Below are 16,213 nucleotides of genomic sequence, written 5' to 3'. Positions count from 1 at the left end.
TGTTTTGAGGGGATCTATGAACTCCAAAAATTCTGTGCGCCGCAAGCTCACCGCGCTGCTGATGGCCCTGGTCACCGGCCTGGCAGCGGTCATCGGCGCCCCGCAGGCGTCGGCGGCGCACCGTGACTGGCTGCGACCCGACTCCACCGGCCACTGCGAGTGGGACCGCGTCGGGTTCTGGGTGCAGCGCTGCACGGTGTGGTCCCCCGCGATGAACCGGCACATCCAAGTCCAGATCCAGCCTGCGCAGCGCGCCGGCAACGCTGGCCTGTACATGCTCGACGGCCTGCGCGCCACCGAGATCACCAACGCTTGGGTTAACGACGTCAACGCGGCTCAGACGTTCAAGGACAACAACATCACACTGGTGATGCCGGTAGGCGGCGAGTCCTCGTTCTACACCGACTGGAACGCGCCGGCGACCTACGACTTCAACCACCCGGTGACCTACAAGTGGGACACCTTCCTGACCAAGGAGCTGCCGCCCTACCTGCAGCAGCACTTCGGTGTTTCGCCGACGAACAACTCCATCCTCGGCCTATCCATGGGCGGCACCGCCGCGATCAACCTCGCCGCGCTGCACCCCAACCAGTTCCGCCAGGTGCTGTCCTACTCCGGATACCTGACCACCACGGTGCCGGGCGGCCAGACCGCACTGCGAGCCGCGCTTCTCGACGGCGGCCTGTACAACGTCAACGCCATGTGGGGCTCCTCGCTGAACCCCCGCCGCTTTGAAAACGACCCGTTCTTGAACATGGGCAACCTCCGCGGCCGCGACGTGTACGTCTCTGCAGGCTCCGGCGTGCCGGGCCCGGCCGACGAGAAGTACCTGCCGCAGCACCGCGCTGCCGGTATCGCGCTGGAAAACATCGCGAACGTCACCACCCGCGCATGGTCCGCGAAGGCCACTGCGACCGGCGTGAAGCACACCGCCGTGTTCACCCCGACCGGCCTGCACAACTGGGACCAGTTTGGTAGCCAGCTCGAGGCCACCAAGCCGCGCATCCTGAACGTGATGAACGCCTGGTAGGGCGCCTACCAATCACAAACCGGCCACCTACAACCGGTTACCAGCTGATTTTCCAGCGCGTAACCGGATGTAGGTAGCCGGTTTTCGTTTTTCGGGGCAAATGGTGAACCGTGGATGGTGAAAATCCGCTGTCGAGGCGCGGATTCACCATCGAAGATTCACCATTTGCGTGGATTGGGGCCGGATTGGGCCCGGGGCGGGGGAGGGGCTCGTCGTAACGCTTCGCGTGTCGCACACGACTAAACTTTCAAGTGAAACTTAAGCTTTTGGTCGATACTCTTGTGACACCAGTAGCCAGACGAGGTAGGAGACTCATGCGAGACAACCGAACCACCCCCACGCGGCTCGCCGCCGCGGTGCTGCCCGCCGCCCTTGCCCTCACGCTGGCACCCGCCGCTGTCAGCCCCGCCAACGCGCAGTCGAGCCTGCCGGGTGACTTGTCCTCCCAGATGTCCTCGAACCGCGGCATCTCCGACGGCCTGCGCCCGCACGACCCGCCGAAGCGCACCCCGATCGAGGTGGAGACCAGCCCGCAGATCCCGGGCCTGCCCGAGGGCGTGAAGGTGGACCGCATCGAGTGGATCACCAACCGCCGCGTCGCCGTGTTCATCAACTCCCCGTCCATGCCGGACCACCCGATCCAGGTGCAGATCCTGCTGGCGCGCGACTGGCACTCCAACCCGACCGCGAAGTTCCCCGAGGTGTGGGCACTCGACGGCCTGCGCGCGCGTGACGACGAAAACGGCTGGACCATCGAGACGAACATCGAGCAGTTCTACGCCGACAAGAACGTCAACGTGATCCTGCCGGTGGGCGGCGAGTCCTCCTTCTACTCCGACTGGCAGCGCGAGAACAACGGCAAGCACTACAAGTGGGAGACATTCCTGACCAAGGAACTCATCCCGGTGCTGGACAACGAGTTCCGTTCCAACGGCTCCCGTGCCGTGGTGGGCTTGTCCATGGGTGGCACCGCCGCGGTCAACCTGGCTGAGCGCAACCCGCACCTGTTCAAGTTCGTCGGTTCCTTCTCCGGCTACCTGGACACCACCACCACTGGCATGCCCACGGCGATCAAGGCGGCGCAGATGGACGCCGGCGGCTACAACGCGGAAGCCATGTGGGGTCCGCTGGGCTCGCAGGACTGGATCGACCACGACCCGAAGCTGGGCATCGAGAACCTAAAGGACATGGCGGTCTACGTCTCCGCTGGCTCGGGCCGCGACGACTTCGGCAACCCGGAGTCCGTAGCGAAGGGCCAGGCCAACCCGGCCGGGATCGGACTGGAGGTGCTGTCCCGCCTGTCCACCCAGACGTTCGTGGACTACGCCTCGCGCACCCAGGTCAAGCCGATCGTGCGCTTCCGCCCGTCGGGCGTGCACTCCTGGGAGTACTGGCAGTTCGAGATGGCGCAGGCCTGGCCGTACATGGCCAACGCGCTGGAGGTGCCGGAGGCGGACCGCGGCTCCAAGTGCACCCCGGTCGGGGCGATTGCGGAGGCCACCAAGTCCGGCACGATCGGTTCCTGCGTCAACGACGAGTATGACGCGGGCAAGGACACCAAGGGCAAGGCCCAGGACTTCCGCGGCGGCACCGCCTACTGGTCCCCGGACACCGGCGCGCACGCGCTGTTCGGCGCGATCCTGGCCAAGTACAACGCGCTCGGCGGCCCGGCGGGTTGGCTGGGCTTCCCGGTCACGGGCGAGACCCCGGCTCCGGACGGTGTGGGCCGCTTCGTGCACTTCCAGCACGGTTCGGTGTACTGGACCCCGGAGACCGGCGCCTACGCAATCCCGGGCGACATGTTCGCCGCATGGGGTGAAAACGGCTACGAGGGCGGCGACCTGAAGTACCCGGTGGCCGAGGCAAACCAGGTGGGCGAGGGCTACGTGCAGAAGTTCCAGGGCGGCTTCCTCACCCGCAACCCTGACGGCAAGCACTTCATCGTTCACGGCGCGATCGCGGAGAAGTACGGCGAGATCGGCACCGCCACCTCTGAGCTGGGGTACCCGACCGGCAACGAGATCGCGGTCAAGGGCGGCTTCTTCCAGCCATTCGAGCACGGCAATATCTACTGGTCCGCGGCTACGGGCGCGCACACCATCCTCACCGGCGACATCTTCGACGAGTGGGGCAAGCGCGGCTACGAGCAGGGTGAGCTGGGCTGGCCGGTCAAGGACATGGAGAAGATTCCGGCGGGCGGCCTGACAATCGACTTCCAGAACGGCACGATTCAGCAGGTCAACGGCCGTGTTGATGTGAGGAAGAACTAGTGCGCAAGGTTGCATTCTGCTTTGCGACGGCCGCTACCGCCGTCGCCGTGGCGGCCTGCGGAGGCGCCACCGTGGACTCGGACGACGTGACCGACACTCCGACGGTGGCCTCTGAGGCTGAAACCGAATCCGAGACGGAAACTACGGAAACGACAGAAACGTCGGAGGCTCCGTCGTCGTCGGCTGTGGTGTCGTCGCAAAGCAAACGCGTCGACGACCAGCCGGCCCGCGAGGTGACCGACGTGCCGCAGCAGGCCAGCGCCTTCTCCCCGCAGGAAGAGGCCTACCTGGCCACCCTAAGGGAAAGCGGAGTCAACGTCGACGGGATTGAAGACCAGCTCACAGCTACCGGCGCTACGGTGTGCGCGGACAACCTGATCACCCGCGACGCGGTGGCAGGCCAGCTTGTGGAGCAACGCCGCACCGACATGGACGCGGCAGGCGTGGCGGCGCTGATCAGCGACTCCGCCCGCGCCAACCTCTGCTCCTAGCAGCACAGAAGGGAGCCTGGGCTCATGCGCAGATCGCGCAACGTATTTGTCGTCGCCGCAGTGATTGTGGTGCTGTCTTTAATCGGACTCGGGATCTACCAGTGGCGCTCCGGCGAGACCGGGCTGCCGTCGGCGGACGGGCCGGTGGCCACCTCGGAGGCTCCTACCTCCCCGTCGGAGACCCAAGCCTCGGAGCCGGACTGGTGCCCCGCGGTCGAGTTCGTCTCCGTGCCCGGCACCTGGGAGTCCGCGGCGGACGATGACCCGTTTGCCCCGGCAGCCAACCCGGCGAGCTTCATGCTCTCCATTACTCAGCCGCTGCAGCAGATGTACGACATCAACCACGTGCGTGTGTTCACGGTGCCGTACACCGCGCAGTTCAGGAACATCCAGACCGCGCACGGCCGCGCCGAGATGACGTACGACGACTCGCGCGCCGAAGGGACCGCGAAGCTTTCCGGCGAGCTGCGGTTTGTGGCGGAAACATGTCCGTCGACGAAGTTCATCGTCGCCGGGTTCTCCCAGGGCGCGGTGATCGTGGGCGACGTGGCGTCGAAGATCGGCAACAGTGAAGGGCCGATCGACCCGGAGCGGCTGCTGGGCGCGGTGATGATTGCGGACGGCCGGCGCGAAAACGGCGTGGGCGTCAACCCCGGTGCCGAGGTCGCAGGCGTGGGCGCGGAGATTGTCATGCAGCCGCTGCAGGCGCTGGTGGACCGGGTTACCCCGGGCGCGACCATGACCGGCCCGCGACCCGGCGGCTTCGGCCTGGTGGAGGACCGCGCGTTTGAGATTTGCGCGCCGGACGACACGGTCTGCGACGCGCCGAAGGGAGTGGGCAACGCCATCGACCGGGCCCACGCGCTCATCGCGGCGAACGGCAATCACGCCATGTACGCGACCAATCCGGCCGTCATTCCCGGGACCACCACGCCGGAATGGACTGTAGGTTGGGTCCAGAACGTGGTAGAAAGTTTGTAGTCCAAAATAATTTTGCCCCGCAAAGGAGTTACGGGTATGGATCTTCAGCAACTCATCGCGCAATTTTTCGACGACGAAGGCAAAATCGCGCTCCCAGAGAACTTCACCCTCCCACGCCTGAGCGAGACAATCTACCAAGCCCACCTCGCCGCCGGCGGCGGCGACGCGTTGAACATCCGCGACTGGGACTACACCTCCAACCCGGAGGGCGAGGTCCGCGAGTTCACCCGCACCCAGGTCAACACCCGCATCAAAGCCGTCGCTGCGCGTCTCGCGCAAGTAGGTGAGCCGGGGGAGCGCGTGGCGATCATGGCTCCGAACTCCGCCGAATACCTCTTCGCGTTCATGGGCGCGCTATACGCCGGCCTGGTGCCGGTGCCGCTGTACGACCCGAACGAGCCCGGCCATGAAGCCCACCTGCGCGCCGTGCTAAACGACGCCAACGTGCGGCTCGTGGTGACCAACTCCGCCGGCGCCCCGGCCGTGCGCGCCTACTTCGCCGACCGGCCAGGTGCGGAGCGCCCCCGCATCCTCGCCGCGGACTCCCTGCCGGACACGCTCGCGGAGTCGTGGCAGCCCATCGCCCCGGTCGAGGGCGAGGACACCGCCGGCGCCATCTGCTTTTTGCAGTACACCTCCGGCTCCACCCGCAACCCTGCCGGCGTGATGATCACCAACGAAGCGCTGGTCACCGACGTGCTCCAGATCAACGAGGCGCTGCGGTTCGAAGCCCCGATGCGCATCCCCACGTGGCTGCCGCAGCACCACGACATGGGCGTCATCGTCGCCATCCTCGGCGTTGTGCTCGGCCAAGTGCTGGAGATCATGAGCCCGCGCGACTTCCTGCAGAACCCGAAGCGCTGGGTGGACAAGCTTTCCAGGCGTGACGACGACCCGGCCGACCTCCACATCTACACCTGCATCCCCAACTTCGCGCTCGACCTCGCAGCGCGCTACGCGGCGCCGGAGTCGCCCGACCAGTACGACTTCTCCGCCGTGGACTGCATCATCATCGGCTCCGAGTCCGTGACAAAGCCGGGCGTGGAAGCGTTTGTCGGCGCGTTCGGCGACTCCGGGCTGGACCGTACCGTGCTGCGCCCCTCCTACGGCCTGGCGGAGACCACGCTGCTCGTGTCCACCGACCGCACCGAGGACCGCCCGAAGTTCGTCGAGTTCGACCGCGAAGCGCTGGCGCAGGGCAAGGCGGTGCCCGCCGAGGGTGGCGTGCCCATGGCGTCCAACGGCCAGCCGGTGAAGTGGATGCACTTCGCCATCGTGGACACCGAAACCAAAAACGAGCTGCCCGAGGGCGAAATCGGCGAGATCTGGGTCAACGGCAACAACGTCGCCGCCGGCTACCTCGACCGCCCGGAAGAAACGGAGGTGACCTTCCGCAACACCATCGGCACCACCCTCCAGGACGGCCTGCCCAAGGACAATTGGTGCGCCACCGGCGACCTCGGCACCGTGCTGGATGACCACCTCTACATCACCGGCCGTGTGAAAGACCTCGTCGTCGTGGCGGGTCGCAACCACTACCCGCAGGACATCGAGGCCACCGCGATGGAGGCCTCCGACCATGTGCGCAAGGACTCCGTCGCCGCATTCGCCGTGCCGGGCGACGACGTGGAGCGCCTGATCATCCTCGCTGAGCGTGCAGACGGCGCCACCGAGGACGGCGACGCCGCCGCCGAGGACGCCATCCGCTCCGCCATCACCACCAACCACGGCATCTCGCCTGAGGTTGTGGAGTTCCGCGCGCCGGGCGGGGTGGCCCGCTCCACCGCAGGCAAGATCGCCCGCCGCGTCAACGCGAAGCAGTTCACCGAACGCGAACACGCTGCAACGGAGTAACGAAAAGCCCAAAATGGGCGATACTCTGAACTGTTATGAACGAGCATCAACTGATCCAGTGGCTCACCAGTTGGGTCGAGGGCGCCACCGGCGTCGACTCGGTGGACCCGACCACGCCGCTCGAAACCTACGGTCTCGCATCCCGCGATGCGGTGATCCTCTCCGGCGAGCTGGAAAAGAAGCTCGGCCGCCGGGTCGATCCCACCGTCGCCTACCAGTACCCGACCATCGCGGCGCTGGCCAAGGCGCTCCTTGCGCAGAGGCAGGAGGCGCCGAAGGTTGAACGTCGAGAAGCAACGAGCTCCCACGACATCGCGATCGTGGGTTCCGCAGGCCGCTTCCCGGGCGCGAAAAACAACGACGAGTTCTGGCAACTGCTTATCGACGGCCGCTCCGCCACCGGCCCCCTTCCCCCGCTCCGCTGGGACGAATACCTGGGCGACCCGGTAGTGCGCACCAAGATGGCCGAGGAGAACATCGACGGCGGGTACATGGACGGCATCGCGTCTTTCGACCACGAGTTCTTCGGTATCTCCCCGCTCGAGGCGCAGAACATGGACCCGCAGCAGCGCATCATGCTCGAGGTGGCGTGGGAAGCGCTCGAGGACGCCGGCCTGGCGCCCAGCGAGCTGCGCGGCGAACCCGTCGGCGTGTTCGTGGGCTCGTCGAACAACGACTACGGCATGCTCATCGCCGCCGACCCGAACGAGGCGCACCCGTACGCGCTGACGGGCGCGTCCTCGGCCGTGATCCCGAACCGCATCTCCTACGCGTTCGACTTCCGCGGGCCGTCGATGAACGTCGACACCGCGTGCTCCTCGTCGCTGGTGTCGGTGCACCACGCGGTGCGTGCGCTTCGCGACGGCGAGGCCGACGTCGCCCTGGCCGGCGGCGTGAACATCCTGGCCAACCCGTTCGCGTCGCTGGCGTTTTCCGAGCTCGGCGTGATCTCGCCGACCGGGCGCATCCACGCGTTCTCCGACGACGCCGACGGCATCGTCCGCGCCGACGCCGCGGGCTTTGTGGTGCTCAAGCGCGTCGAGGACGCCATGCGCGACGGCGATACCATCCTCGCCGTGATCAAGGGCTCGGCGACGAACTCCGACGGCCACTCCAACGGGCTCACCGCCCCGAACCCGGAGGCGCAGGTGGACGTGCTGCGCCGCGCCTACGCCGACGCCGGCGTGGACCCGCACGAGGTGGACCTGGTGGAGGCGCACGGCACCGGCACCATCCTCGGCGACCCGATCGAGGCCACCGCGCTGGGCGAGGTGCTCGGCCGCGGACGCGAGACGGCCGCGCCGCTGCTGCTGGGCTCGGCAAAGTCCAACATCGGCCACTCCGAATCCGCCGCCGGCGTGGTGGCGCTGATCAAAGTGCTCGAGGCGCTCAAGCACGACACGATCCCGGAGTCCATCAACTTCGCCGGCCCGAACCATTACGTGGACTTCGACGCCGAGCGCATCGAGGTTGTCCAGGACCCGCGCGAGTGGCCGCGCTACTCCGGCCGCCGCGTCGCCGGTGTTTCCGGTTTCGGCTTCGGCGGCACCAACGCGCACGTGGTGCTGGCCGATTTCGACCCGGCAGACTACGACCTTGAAGCCGCGGAGGCCGAGGCCGCATTCGAGGGCGTATCGACGGCCGCGCTGCCGGTGTCGGGCCTTTTGCCGTCGCGACGCAAGGAGGCCGCCGGCGTGCTCGCGGACTTCCTCGAGGGCCGCACGGACGCCGACCTGATCCCCGTCGCGCGCTCGCTAGCCAAGCGCAACCACGGCCGTTCCGCCGCTGTCGTGCAGGCGACCGGCGTCGAGGAGGCCGTGCGCCGCCTGCGCCAGGTCGCCGACGGCAAGATCGGCCCCGGCATCGCCGCCGCCGACGCGCCCACCCCGATGGGCCCGGTCTTCGTCTACTCCGGCTTCGGCTCCCAGCACCGCAAGATGGCCAAGGAGCTCCTCAGGTGCTCCCCGCTGTTCGCGCGCCGCATGCGCGAACTGGACGAGATGGTCAAGTTCCAGGCTGGCTGGTCCATGCTCGAGATCATCGAAAACGACGAGCTGACCTACGACACCGAAAACGGCCAGGTCACCATCACCGCCATCCAGATCGCCCAAACCGACCTGCTCGCCGCCGCCGGCATCACCCCAGCCGCCACGATGGGCATGTCCATGGGCGAGATCGCCGCGGCCTACGGTGCCGGCGGCCTGAGCGCCGAGGAGTGCATCCTCGTCGCCACCGCGCGTGCCCGCCTGATGGGCGAGGGTGAGGCCATGATCGCCGGCACCGAGCAGGAAGGCGCCATGGCGGTGGTGGAGCTCTCCCGCGAGGAGTTGGCGGAGTTCGTCGAGAAGCATGAGCAGGCTCGTGGAGTGGAACCCGCCGTGTACGCAGGGCCCGGCATGACCACCGTCGGCGGGCCGGGCAAGGCCGTCGATTACGTGGTGGCTGCGCTCGAGGCCGAGGAGAAGTTCGCGCGCAAGCTCAACGTGCGCGGCGCCGGCCACACCAGCGCCCTCGACCCGATCATGGGCGACCTCGCCGGCGAAATCGCAGGCCTTAACGCGCGGCCGTTGCGCGTGCCGCTGTTTTCCTCCGTGGACCGCGGTGAGGTGTACCAGCCCGGCCAGACCGTCCACGACGACAAGTACTTCCTGCGCATGACCCGCCAGCCGGTGTATTTCCAGGACGCCACCGAAGCCGCGTTCAACGCCGGCCACACCACGCTCGTGGAAATCACCCCGAACCCGGTTGCGCTAATGGGCATGATGAACACCGCGTTCGCCGCCGGCAAGCCGGACGCGCAGCTGCTGTACACCACCAAGCGCAAGGTGGACGAGCTGGAATCGCTTTTAGACCTCGCCGCGAAACTGTACGTCAACGGCATGGGCGTGGACTTCGGCGCGTTCTACGGCGCGGGTGAAGTGGTGCAGGCGCCGAAGACCGTGTTCAGGCAGGTGGACCACTGGACGCCGGCGCGCCCGTCGTCCTCGCGCGCGTCGCTTTTGGGCTCGCGCGTGCGCCTGCCGGGCGGCGAGGTGGCGTTTTCCACCGCCGCCGACCAGATCTTCAGCCCGCACCAACTCATCGAGTCCGCCGCCGCCGAGGTCTCGCCGAACGCGCGCGTGGTGGCTACCGAGGAGCACGGCTACCTGCCCGCGGACGGCGAGGTGACCACCATCGTCGCCTCCTCGCTCGGCGGGGTGTCCGTCAAGGTGTACGACGGTTCCACGCTGGTGGCAGAGGGTTTCGCTTCCACCATCGACCGCGCTCCGGTGCAGGGTGTCATGGAGCAACCGCGTGACGACGAACCTTCGGACGATGCCGGCACCAACGACACCGCCGACGCCGATGACACCGATGACACCGATGACGCTGTGCGCTGGGACCCGAACTCCGGCGAATCGGTGGAGGACCGTCTGCGCGACATCGTCTCCGAATCCATGGGCTACGACGCCGCAGACCTGCCCGACGAGCTGCCGCTGATCGACCTCGGCCTGGACTCCCTGATGGGCATGCGCATCAAAAACCGCGTGGAGAACGACTTCCAGATCCCGCCGCTGCAGGTGCAAACGCTTCGCGACGCCTCCGTCGCCGACGTGATCCGCATCGTCGAAGACGCCGTCGCCGGCCGCACCGACGAGCCGCAACCGCTGGCGTACAACGATGAGGCGCGCGACCCGGCGGCCGCCGCCGAGAAGACCCAGGGCGTGGGCGTTGCCCCGCGCGACGCTTCCGAGCGCATGGTCTTCGGTGCGTGGGCGAAGCACGCTGGTGCCGCGGCGGCTGGTGTGACGTCGGCGTTGCCGTCGATTAGCAAGGAGCAGGCAGGCGAGATCGCCGCCCACCTCACTGAGCGCTCCGGCATCGAGGTCACCGCGGACGACGTCCTGGGTGCTGAGACGCTCGAGCCGCTGGCGAACCTCGTGCGCGAAGGACTGGAGACGCCGGTGGACGGCAACATCCGCGTCTTCCGCGACGGCACCGCCAACCCGGTGTTCGTCTTCCACCCGGCCGGCGGGTCCTCGTCGGTGTACGCGCCGCTCGCGCGCAGGCTCAGCGACGACGTGCCGGTCTACGGCGTCGAGCGCCTCGAGGGCTCCCTGGAGGAGCGCGCCGCCGAGTACGTCAAGGACATTGAGCGTATCGCCGACGGAAGCAAGGTTGTCCTCGCCGGCTGGTCGTTTGGCGGTGCGCTGGCCTACGAGGTCGCGCACCAGCTGGGCAACGACAAGATCGACTACATCGCGCTTCTAGACACTACTCAGCCGTCCGAGCCGATCCCGGACACGCTCGAGGAGACGAAGGCGCGCTGGGGCCGCTACGCCGCGTTTGCCAAGGAGACCTACGGTCTCGAGTTCGACGTGCCGTACGAGCTGCTGGAGACCGCCGGCGAAGACGCGCTGCTGACGATGCTCACCGAGTTTTTGGCCACCACCGACGCCTCCGAGCACGGATTAGCGGCCGGTGTGCTTGAGCACCAGCGGGCGTCCTTCGTGGACAACCAAATCCTCAACCACCTCGACTTCACCCGCTGGGCGGATGTGAACGTGCCGGTGCTGCTGTTCCGCTCCGAGCGCATGCACGACGGTGCGATCCAGCTCGAGCCGAACTACGCGCACATCGACGAGGACGGCGGCTGGGGCGCTATCGTGGACGACCTGACTATCGTCCACTTGCCCGGCGACCACCTCGCGGTGGTGGACGAGCCGGCGGTGGGGATCGTCGGAAAGCATATGAACGCATGGATTGAGGGGAAGCGATGAGTACCGCAGACAAACTCGCCGACCTGCGCGAACGCCTGGACAAGGCGCAGGACCCGGGCTCCGAGCGCTCCCGGAAGCGCCGCGACGACGCCGGGCGCACCACCCCGCGCCAGCGCATCGACGCGCTTCTCGACGAAGGCTCCTTCGTCGAAATCGGCGCACTCGCCCGCACCCCCGGCGACCCGGACGCAGTCTATTCCGACGGCGTGGTCACCGGCTACGGGCGCATCGACGGCCGCCCCGTTGCCGTGTACGCCCACGACAAGACCGTCTACGGCGGGTCCGTCGGCGTGACGTTCGGACGCAAGGTCACCGAGGTCATGGAGTTCGCCATCAAAATCTCCTGCCCGGTGATCGGTATCCAGGACTCCGGCGGCGCCCGCATCCAGGACGCGGTGACATCCCTGGCCATGTACTCCGAGATCGCGAAGCGCCAGCTGCCCCTGAGCGGGCGCGTGCCGCAGATCTCCATCATGCTGGGCAAGTCCGCCGGCGGCGCCGTCTACGCGCCCGTGACCACCGACTTCGTGGTGGCGGTGGACGGCGAGTCCGAGATGTACGTCACCGGCCCGAACGTGATCCGCGAGGTCACCGGCGAGGACATCACCTCCGCCGAGCTGGGTGGTGCTCGCGTGCAGGAGGCCGCCGGCAACATCCAGGCGGTTGTGGCGACGGAGGAGGACGCCTTCGACTACGTCAAGGACCTGCTGGCGCACCTGCCGACGTCCACGTTCGACGCCGCGCCCGTCGTCGCCACGCAGCCGGACGAGGAGCTCGACGACTCAGCGCTGGACACCTTCATGCCCGACGACACCAACGCCGGCTACGACATGATGGACCTGCTGGTCCAGCTCGGCGACGATGAGGACCTCGTCGAGGTCCAGTCCGGGTACGCGGAGAACCTCATCTGCGCATTCGGGCGTATCGACGGCCGCGCCGTCGGCTTCGTCGCCAACAACCCCATGTACGCCGCGGGCTGCATTGACGCGGACGCCGCCGACAAGGGCGCACGCTTCATCCGCACCTGCGACGCCTACAACATCCCCATCGTCTACGTCGTGGACACCCCCGGCTACCTGCCTGGCGTGGAGCAGGAGCGCGAAGGCTTGATCCACCGTGGTGCGAAGTTCGCGTTCGCGGGCGTGGAGGCTACCGTGCCGAAGGTCACGCTGGTGGTGCGCAAGGCCTACGGCGGCGCGTACGCGGTGATGGGGTCGAAGAACCTCAACGGCGACATCAACCTGGCGTGGCCCACCGCCCAGATCGCGGTGATGGGTTCGGCGGCGGCAGTGGTGATGCTGCAGGGCAAACAGCTCGCCGCCATCGAGGACCCGGCGCAGCGCGAGGCCATGAAGAAGATGTTCATGGACTTCTACGACGCTGAGATGACCTCGCCGTACGTCGCGGCGGAGCGCGGCTACATCGACCAGATGATTGAGCCGAACCAAACGCGCATCGCTTTACGGCGAGCCCTGCGACAGCTAGCCTCCAAGCAGGAATTCGACCTGCCTAAGAAGCACACCATTAGTCCCCTCTAGTAAGGTTTCAAACCATGCTTTCTTCCACTCTTGACATCGTCGGCGACCTGATCAGCATGCTGGTCTGGTTCATCAATGGTATTCAGACCGGAAACCCGGCCTGGAACTTCGGCATCGGCTTCTAATCCGCGCCGAAGCCCCGCGCACCCGCCTTTCCGGCGGGTGCGTTTTAGTTTTTGCGCACGAGTTTGGCTACGCCGCGCCAGCCCAGCATCAGCAGCGCGGACATGGTGGTGGCGACGATGATGAAAGACCAGTGAGGGACGTCGCCGTTGCGGATGCCCCAGATCACGAGCCCCGTAACCACGGTGATGATCCAGATGAGCCCGCCCTTGTTCTCACGGGTGATCAGCCAGCCGAGCGTCACGCCGAGGGCGAACGGCCACAGGGTGGACAGCCAGCCGGAGAAGTTGAAGGGCATGTCGTCGGACTGGTGCGCCGCGCGCGCCAAGAGGGCGAAGGCAGCGATGGCGACATAGTCGGCGGCGATGGCGTAGGGCTTGGAGATGGTGTTGCTCATGCCAGCCACTCTAGAACACCGAGTCGTTCCACCACCGGCGCTCAGGTGCGCCGGCGCGGGAGCCGTCGCTAGCAAGCTTGATGCCCACGACCTGGTGCAGCTCCACGACGTCGTGCTCGAAACCCCATTCGGAGCCCGCCATGTACATGCCCCACAGCTTGGCGGTGTTCTCGCCGACGAGCGCGACTGCCTCGTCCCAATTGGCCTTGAGGTTCTCACACCAGTCGTGCAACGTGCGCATGTAGTCGAAGCGGATGTTCTCCTCGTGGAAGACTTCGAAGCCGTGGTCCTGCATCTCGTGGATGATCGTGCCGGAGCCGGTGAGCTCGCCGTCCGGGAAGATGTAGCGGTTGATGAAGTCGCCCTGCGGCGTCTTGTGGTTGTCCGGGTAGGTGATGCAGTGGTTGACCATCACGCCACCCGGGCGCAGCTTGTCGGCGAGAAATTCAAAGTACGAGGCGAAATTCTTCACCCCGATGTGTTCCAGCAGACCGATCGAGGAGATGGCGTCGAAGCCGGTCTCGGTGACGTCGCGGTAGTCCAGGAAGCGCACCTCCGCGAGGTCCTCGAGGCCCTCCTCTATGATCTTCGCCTGCGCCCACTCGGCCTGCTCTTTCGAGAGGGTGACGCCGAGGGACTTCACGCCCTGGCGGGCTGCGTAACGCACCATGGAGCCCCAGCCGCAGCCGACGTCGAGGTGCTTGTCACCGGGCTTAAGGTTCATCTTCTCAAAGACGAGGCGGAACTTGTTTTCCTGCGCCTCGTCGAGCGTGGCGTCCGGGGTGGGGTAGTAGGCGCAGGTGTAGGCCATGGAGTCGCCGAGGAACAGCTCGTAGAAGTCGTTGCCCACGTCGTAGTGGGACGAAATAACCTGGGCATCGCGTTCCTTCGAGTGCGGGGCGAGGCCCTGGCGGATGGTGCGCTCGAGCCAGGACGCTTGCTCCGCCTCCGGGATTGGCTGGATCTGCAGTGCGCCCATGGAGCGCAGGGAGCGTGCGATGCGGACGAGCTCGCGCGGGTTCGGGCGCTTGTAGTTGTTGTAGAGGGTGCGCATGTCATCAAAGACGTCGTAGGGGTGCGCGAGGTGCGCGCCTTCCACCGCCAGGCCATCGGTGACCCAGGCGCGGGCGAGGCCGACGTCGCCGGGGTGGGTGACTATGTATGACAGGCCCCCGGGGCTGTTCACCTTCACGGTGTGCTTGGCGTCCGCCGGTCCCGTTGATGAGCCGTCGAAAGCTTCCCACTTGAACGGGGTGCCAGAGGGGAAGAGGGTGTCGACGATATCCGCCACGGTCATCTGCATTGTCATTCTCCTACGCGTTTTCCACTGTCTTTTCGTAGAGACCCGGGAAGCGCCGGTCCGGGTCGTACTGGGCTTTCATCCGCTCCGGCAGGTCCCCGCCGTAGAGGTGCTCGAACTCGGCGCGGTCGTAGAACGCTTCGGAGTACAGCGACTTATGCCCGCCGAGGTCGGAGACCTTCCGCTCGATGACCTTGTTAAAGGCCCCCGGCTCCACCTCCGGGACGCCGGACCAGAAGCCGACGTTCACCCACGTCGTCGCGGGCTCGAGGGGGTAGAGCGGCCACGGCGCCTCATCGTCAAGGCCGACGCCAGCGAGCGTATCGACGCCGTCCCGCAGCCGGATCGGACACAGCCAAACCGGCTGGATATCGCTGGCCTTGAAGAACCAGTCGAGGAATTCGGCGACCTGCTTGTCCCGCACCTCGATGTCTTGCACGACGCGCTCGGTGCGTGGCAGGCCCTTCGGCTTCTTCAGGAACCGGTACTCCAGGTCGTACTTCTTGTCCAGGCCCACGAGCTTCCAATAGAACGCGCTGCGACGCAGCTCGCGCGGCCAGAGCTTGCGCACCTTGGGGTTCTGGGTGCCGAAGGCGCGGGAGCACCAGAACCAATCGGTGTCCCAGCGCCAGATGTAATCGCGGATAGTGAGGAAGTCGTGGTGCACGCCCGACGGGTGCTGCAGCGAGCGGTAGTACACGGCGTCGCGCGTGTAGTCGGAGGTCTCCGGCGCCTCGCCCGCCTGGAAGGCGCAGACGAGGTACTGCTCGGTGGGAGAGAACGCGACGGCGTCGAGGCCGTGCAGGGCGCGCCCGCCCCACTCACCTGCGGCGGCGGCTTCGGCCAGAGCGTCCTGGAAGGCCGTGAGGTCGTCGTAACGTACGTGCTGGAGCTCGATGAACGGCGAGACCTCCTCGAGCTCGATGGTGAGGCGCACCGCGTAGCCGAGTGAGCCGTACGAGTTCGGGAACGCGCGGAAGAGTGCAACGTTGTCCTCGCGCGAGCAGGTGACGATTTCGCCGGTGCCCACCAGCACGTCCATCTCGAGCACGGATTCGTGCGGCAGGCCGTTGCGGAAGGAGGTGGACTCCACGCCCATGCCGGAGACGGCGCCGCCGAGCGTGATGGTTTTCAGCTGCGGCACCACGAGTGGCGCGAGGCCGTACGGCAAGGTCGCGTCGACTAGGTCTTCGTAGGTGCACATGCCCTGCACGTCGGCGGTTTTCGTCACTGGGTCGACGGCGATGACGCCGCGCAGGCCCTCCACGTTGAGCCCGGCGCTCCCCGCGTCGCGGGAGCGGAAAAGGTTCGACGTTTTCTTGGCCAGGCGCACCCGCTGGCCGTCTGGCACCCGCCGGAAGCTATCCAGGAGCGCGGCAACCCCCTCCTCGTGCGCGTGCCAGCCGATGGGCATGACACGTTCAAAATCCACGCTGCGTCCGTAAAATATCCTGGAAACGCTCATGTAT

General features: G+C 66.7%; 10 protein-coding genes. 7 read left to right on the top strand and 3 right to left on the bottom strand.

The window, feature by feature from the left end; translation table 11 throughout:
- The first annotated feature begins 16 nt into the window (after positions 1–16).
- From CAFEL_RS10195 to CAFEL_RS10165, 7 genes are all read left to right on the top strand, one after another.
- Positions 17–1,030, top strand: a complete 1,014-nt coding sequence (locus CAFEL_RS10195; RefSeq protein WP_194560567.1) for an alpha/beta hydrolase — start codon at positions 17–19, stop codon at positions 1,028–1,030.
- Between the two features lie 314 nt (positions 1,031–1,344).
- Positions 1,345–3,300 (top strand): alpha/beta hydrolase-fold protein, encoded by a 1,956-nt coding sequence (locus tag CAFEL_RS10190; RefSeq protein ID WP_194560568.1) that lies wholly within the window; start codon positions 1,345–1,347, stop codon positions 3,298–3,300.
- Positions 3,300–3,791, top strand: coding sequence for a DUF732 domain-containing protein (locus tag CAFEL_RS10185; RefSeq protein ID WP_194560569.1), 492 nt, complete (start codon positions 3,300–3,302; stop codon positions 3,789–3,791). The genes CAFEL_RS10190 and CAFEL_RS10185 overlap by 1 nt, the downstream gene beginning before the upstream one ends.
- Positions 3,792–3,815: 24 nt before the next feature.
- Entirely contained in the window at positions 3,816–4,772 is a 957-nt protein-coding gene (locus CAFEL_RS10180; RefSeq protein WP_194560570.1) for a cutinase family protein, read from the top strand.
- Between the two features lie 36 nt (positions 4,773–4,808).
- On the top strand, positions 4,809–6,626 hold the full coding sequence (locus CAFEL_RS10175; protein ID WP_194560571.1) for a FadD32-like long-chain-fatty-acid--AMP ligase: 1,818 nt from the start codon (positions 4,809–4,811) through the stop codon (positions 6,624–6,626).
- Positions 6,627–6,661: 35 nt separating this feature from the next.
- Positions 6,662–11,386, top strand: coding sequence for a polyketide synthase Pks13 (pks13, locus tag CAFEL_RS10170; RefSeq protein ID WP_194560572.1), 4,725 nt, complete (start codon positions 6,662–6,664; stop codon positions 11,384–11,386).
- Positions 11,383–12,924 (top strand): acyl-CoA carboxylase subunit beta, encoded by a 1,542-nt coding sequence (locus tag CAFEL_RS10165; protein WP_194560573.1) that lies wholly within the window; start codon positions 11,383–11,385, stop codon positions 12,922–12,924. The genes pks13 and CAFEL_RS10165 overlap by 4 nt, the downstream gene beginning before the upstream one ends.
- Positions 12,925–13,093: 169 nt before the next feature.
- On the opposite strand, the gene CAFEL_RS10160 is transcribed toward CAFEL_RS10165, so the two are convergent.
- The 3 genes from CAFEL_RS10160 to CAFEL_RS10150 are packed head-to-tail and all read right to left on the bottom strand — an operon-like array spanning position 13,094 to position 16,209.
- Entirely contained in the window at positions 13,094–13,444 is a 351-nt protein-coding gene (locus CAFEL_RS10160) for a DUF3054 domain-containing protein (RefSeq protein ID WP_228496438.1), read from the bottom strand.
- Between the two features lie 10 nt (positions 13,445–13,454).
- Positions 13,455–14,741, bottom strand: a complete 1,287-nt coding sequence (locus tag CAFEL_RS10155; protein ID WP_194560761.1) for an SAM-dependent methyltransferase — start codon at positions 14,739–14,741, stop codon at positions 13,455–13,457.
- Between the two features lie 16 nt (positions 14,742–14,757).
- On the bottom strand, positions 14,758–16,209 hold the full coding sequence (locus CAFEL_RS10150) for an FAD-binding oxidoreductase (protein WP_194560574.1): 1,452 nt from the start codon (positions 16,207–16,209) through the stop codon (positions 14,758–14,760).
- Positions 16,210–16,213: the final 4 nt, after the last annotated feature.

Source organism: Corynebacterium afermentans subsp. lipophilum (assembly GCF_030408375.1).
In the GTDB taxonomy this organism is placed as follows: domain Bacteria; phylum Actinomycetota; class Actinomycetes; order Mycobacteriales; family Mycobacteriaceae; genus Corynebacterium; species Corynebacterium lipophilum.
Note: the sequence above shows the minus strand (reverse complement) of the source record. Positions and strands in the feature narration are given on the sequence as shown.

What these genes read in the sequence shown, in the direction of transcription:
- CAFEL_RS10155 (WP_194560761.1), bottom strand. Translation starts at nt 14,741, where the DNA reads ATGACCGTGGCGGATATCGTCGACACCCTCTTCCCCTCTGGCACCCCG.
- CAFEL_RS10150 (WP_194560574.1), bottom strand. Translation starts at nt 16,209, where the DNA reads ATGAGCGTTTCCAGGATATTTTACGGACGCAGCGTGGATTTTGAACGT.
- CAFEL_RS10160 (WP_228496438.1), bottom strand. Translation starts at nt 13,444, where the DNA reads ATGAGCAACACCATCTCCAAGCCCTACGCCATCGCCGCCGACTATGTC.
- CAFEL_RS10180 (WP_194560570.1), top strand. Translation starts at nt 3,816, where the DNA reads ATGCGCAGATCGCGCAACGTATTTGTCGTCGCCGCAGTGATTGTGGTG.
- CAFEL_RS10175 (WP_194560571.1), top strand. Translation starts at nt 4,809, where the DNA reads ATGGATCTTCAGCAACTCATCGCGCAATTTTTCGACGACGAAGGCAAA.
- CAFEL_RS10190 (WP_194560568.1), top strand. Translation starts at nt 1,345, where the DNA reads ATGCGAGACAACCGAACCACCCCCACGCGGCTCGCCGCCGCGGTGCTG.
- CAFEL_RS10165 (WP_194560573.1), top strand. Translation starts at nt 11,383, where the DNA reads ATGAGTACCGCAGACAAACTCGCCGACCTGCGCGAACGCCTGGACAAG.
- CAFEL_RS10195 (WP_194560567.1), top strand. Translation starts at nt 17, where the DNA reads ATGAACTCCAAAAATTCTGTGCGCCGCAAGCTCACCGCGCTGCTGATG.
- pks13 (WP_194560572.1), top strand. Translation starts at nt 6,662, where the DNA reads ATGAACGAGCATCAACTGATCCAGTGGCTCACCAGTTGGGTCGAGGGC.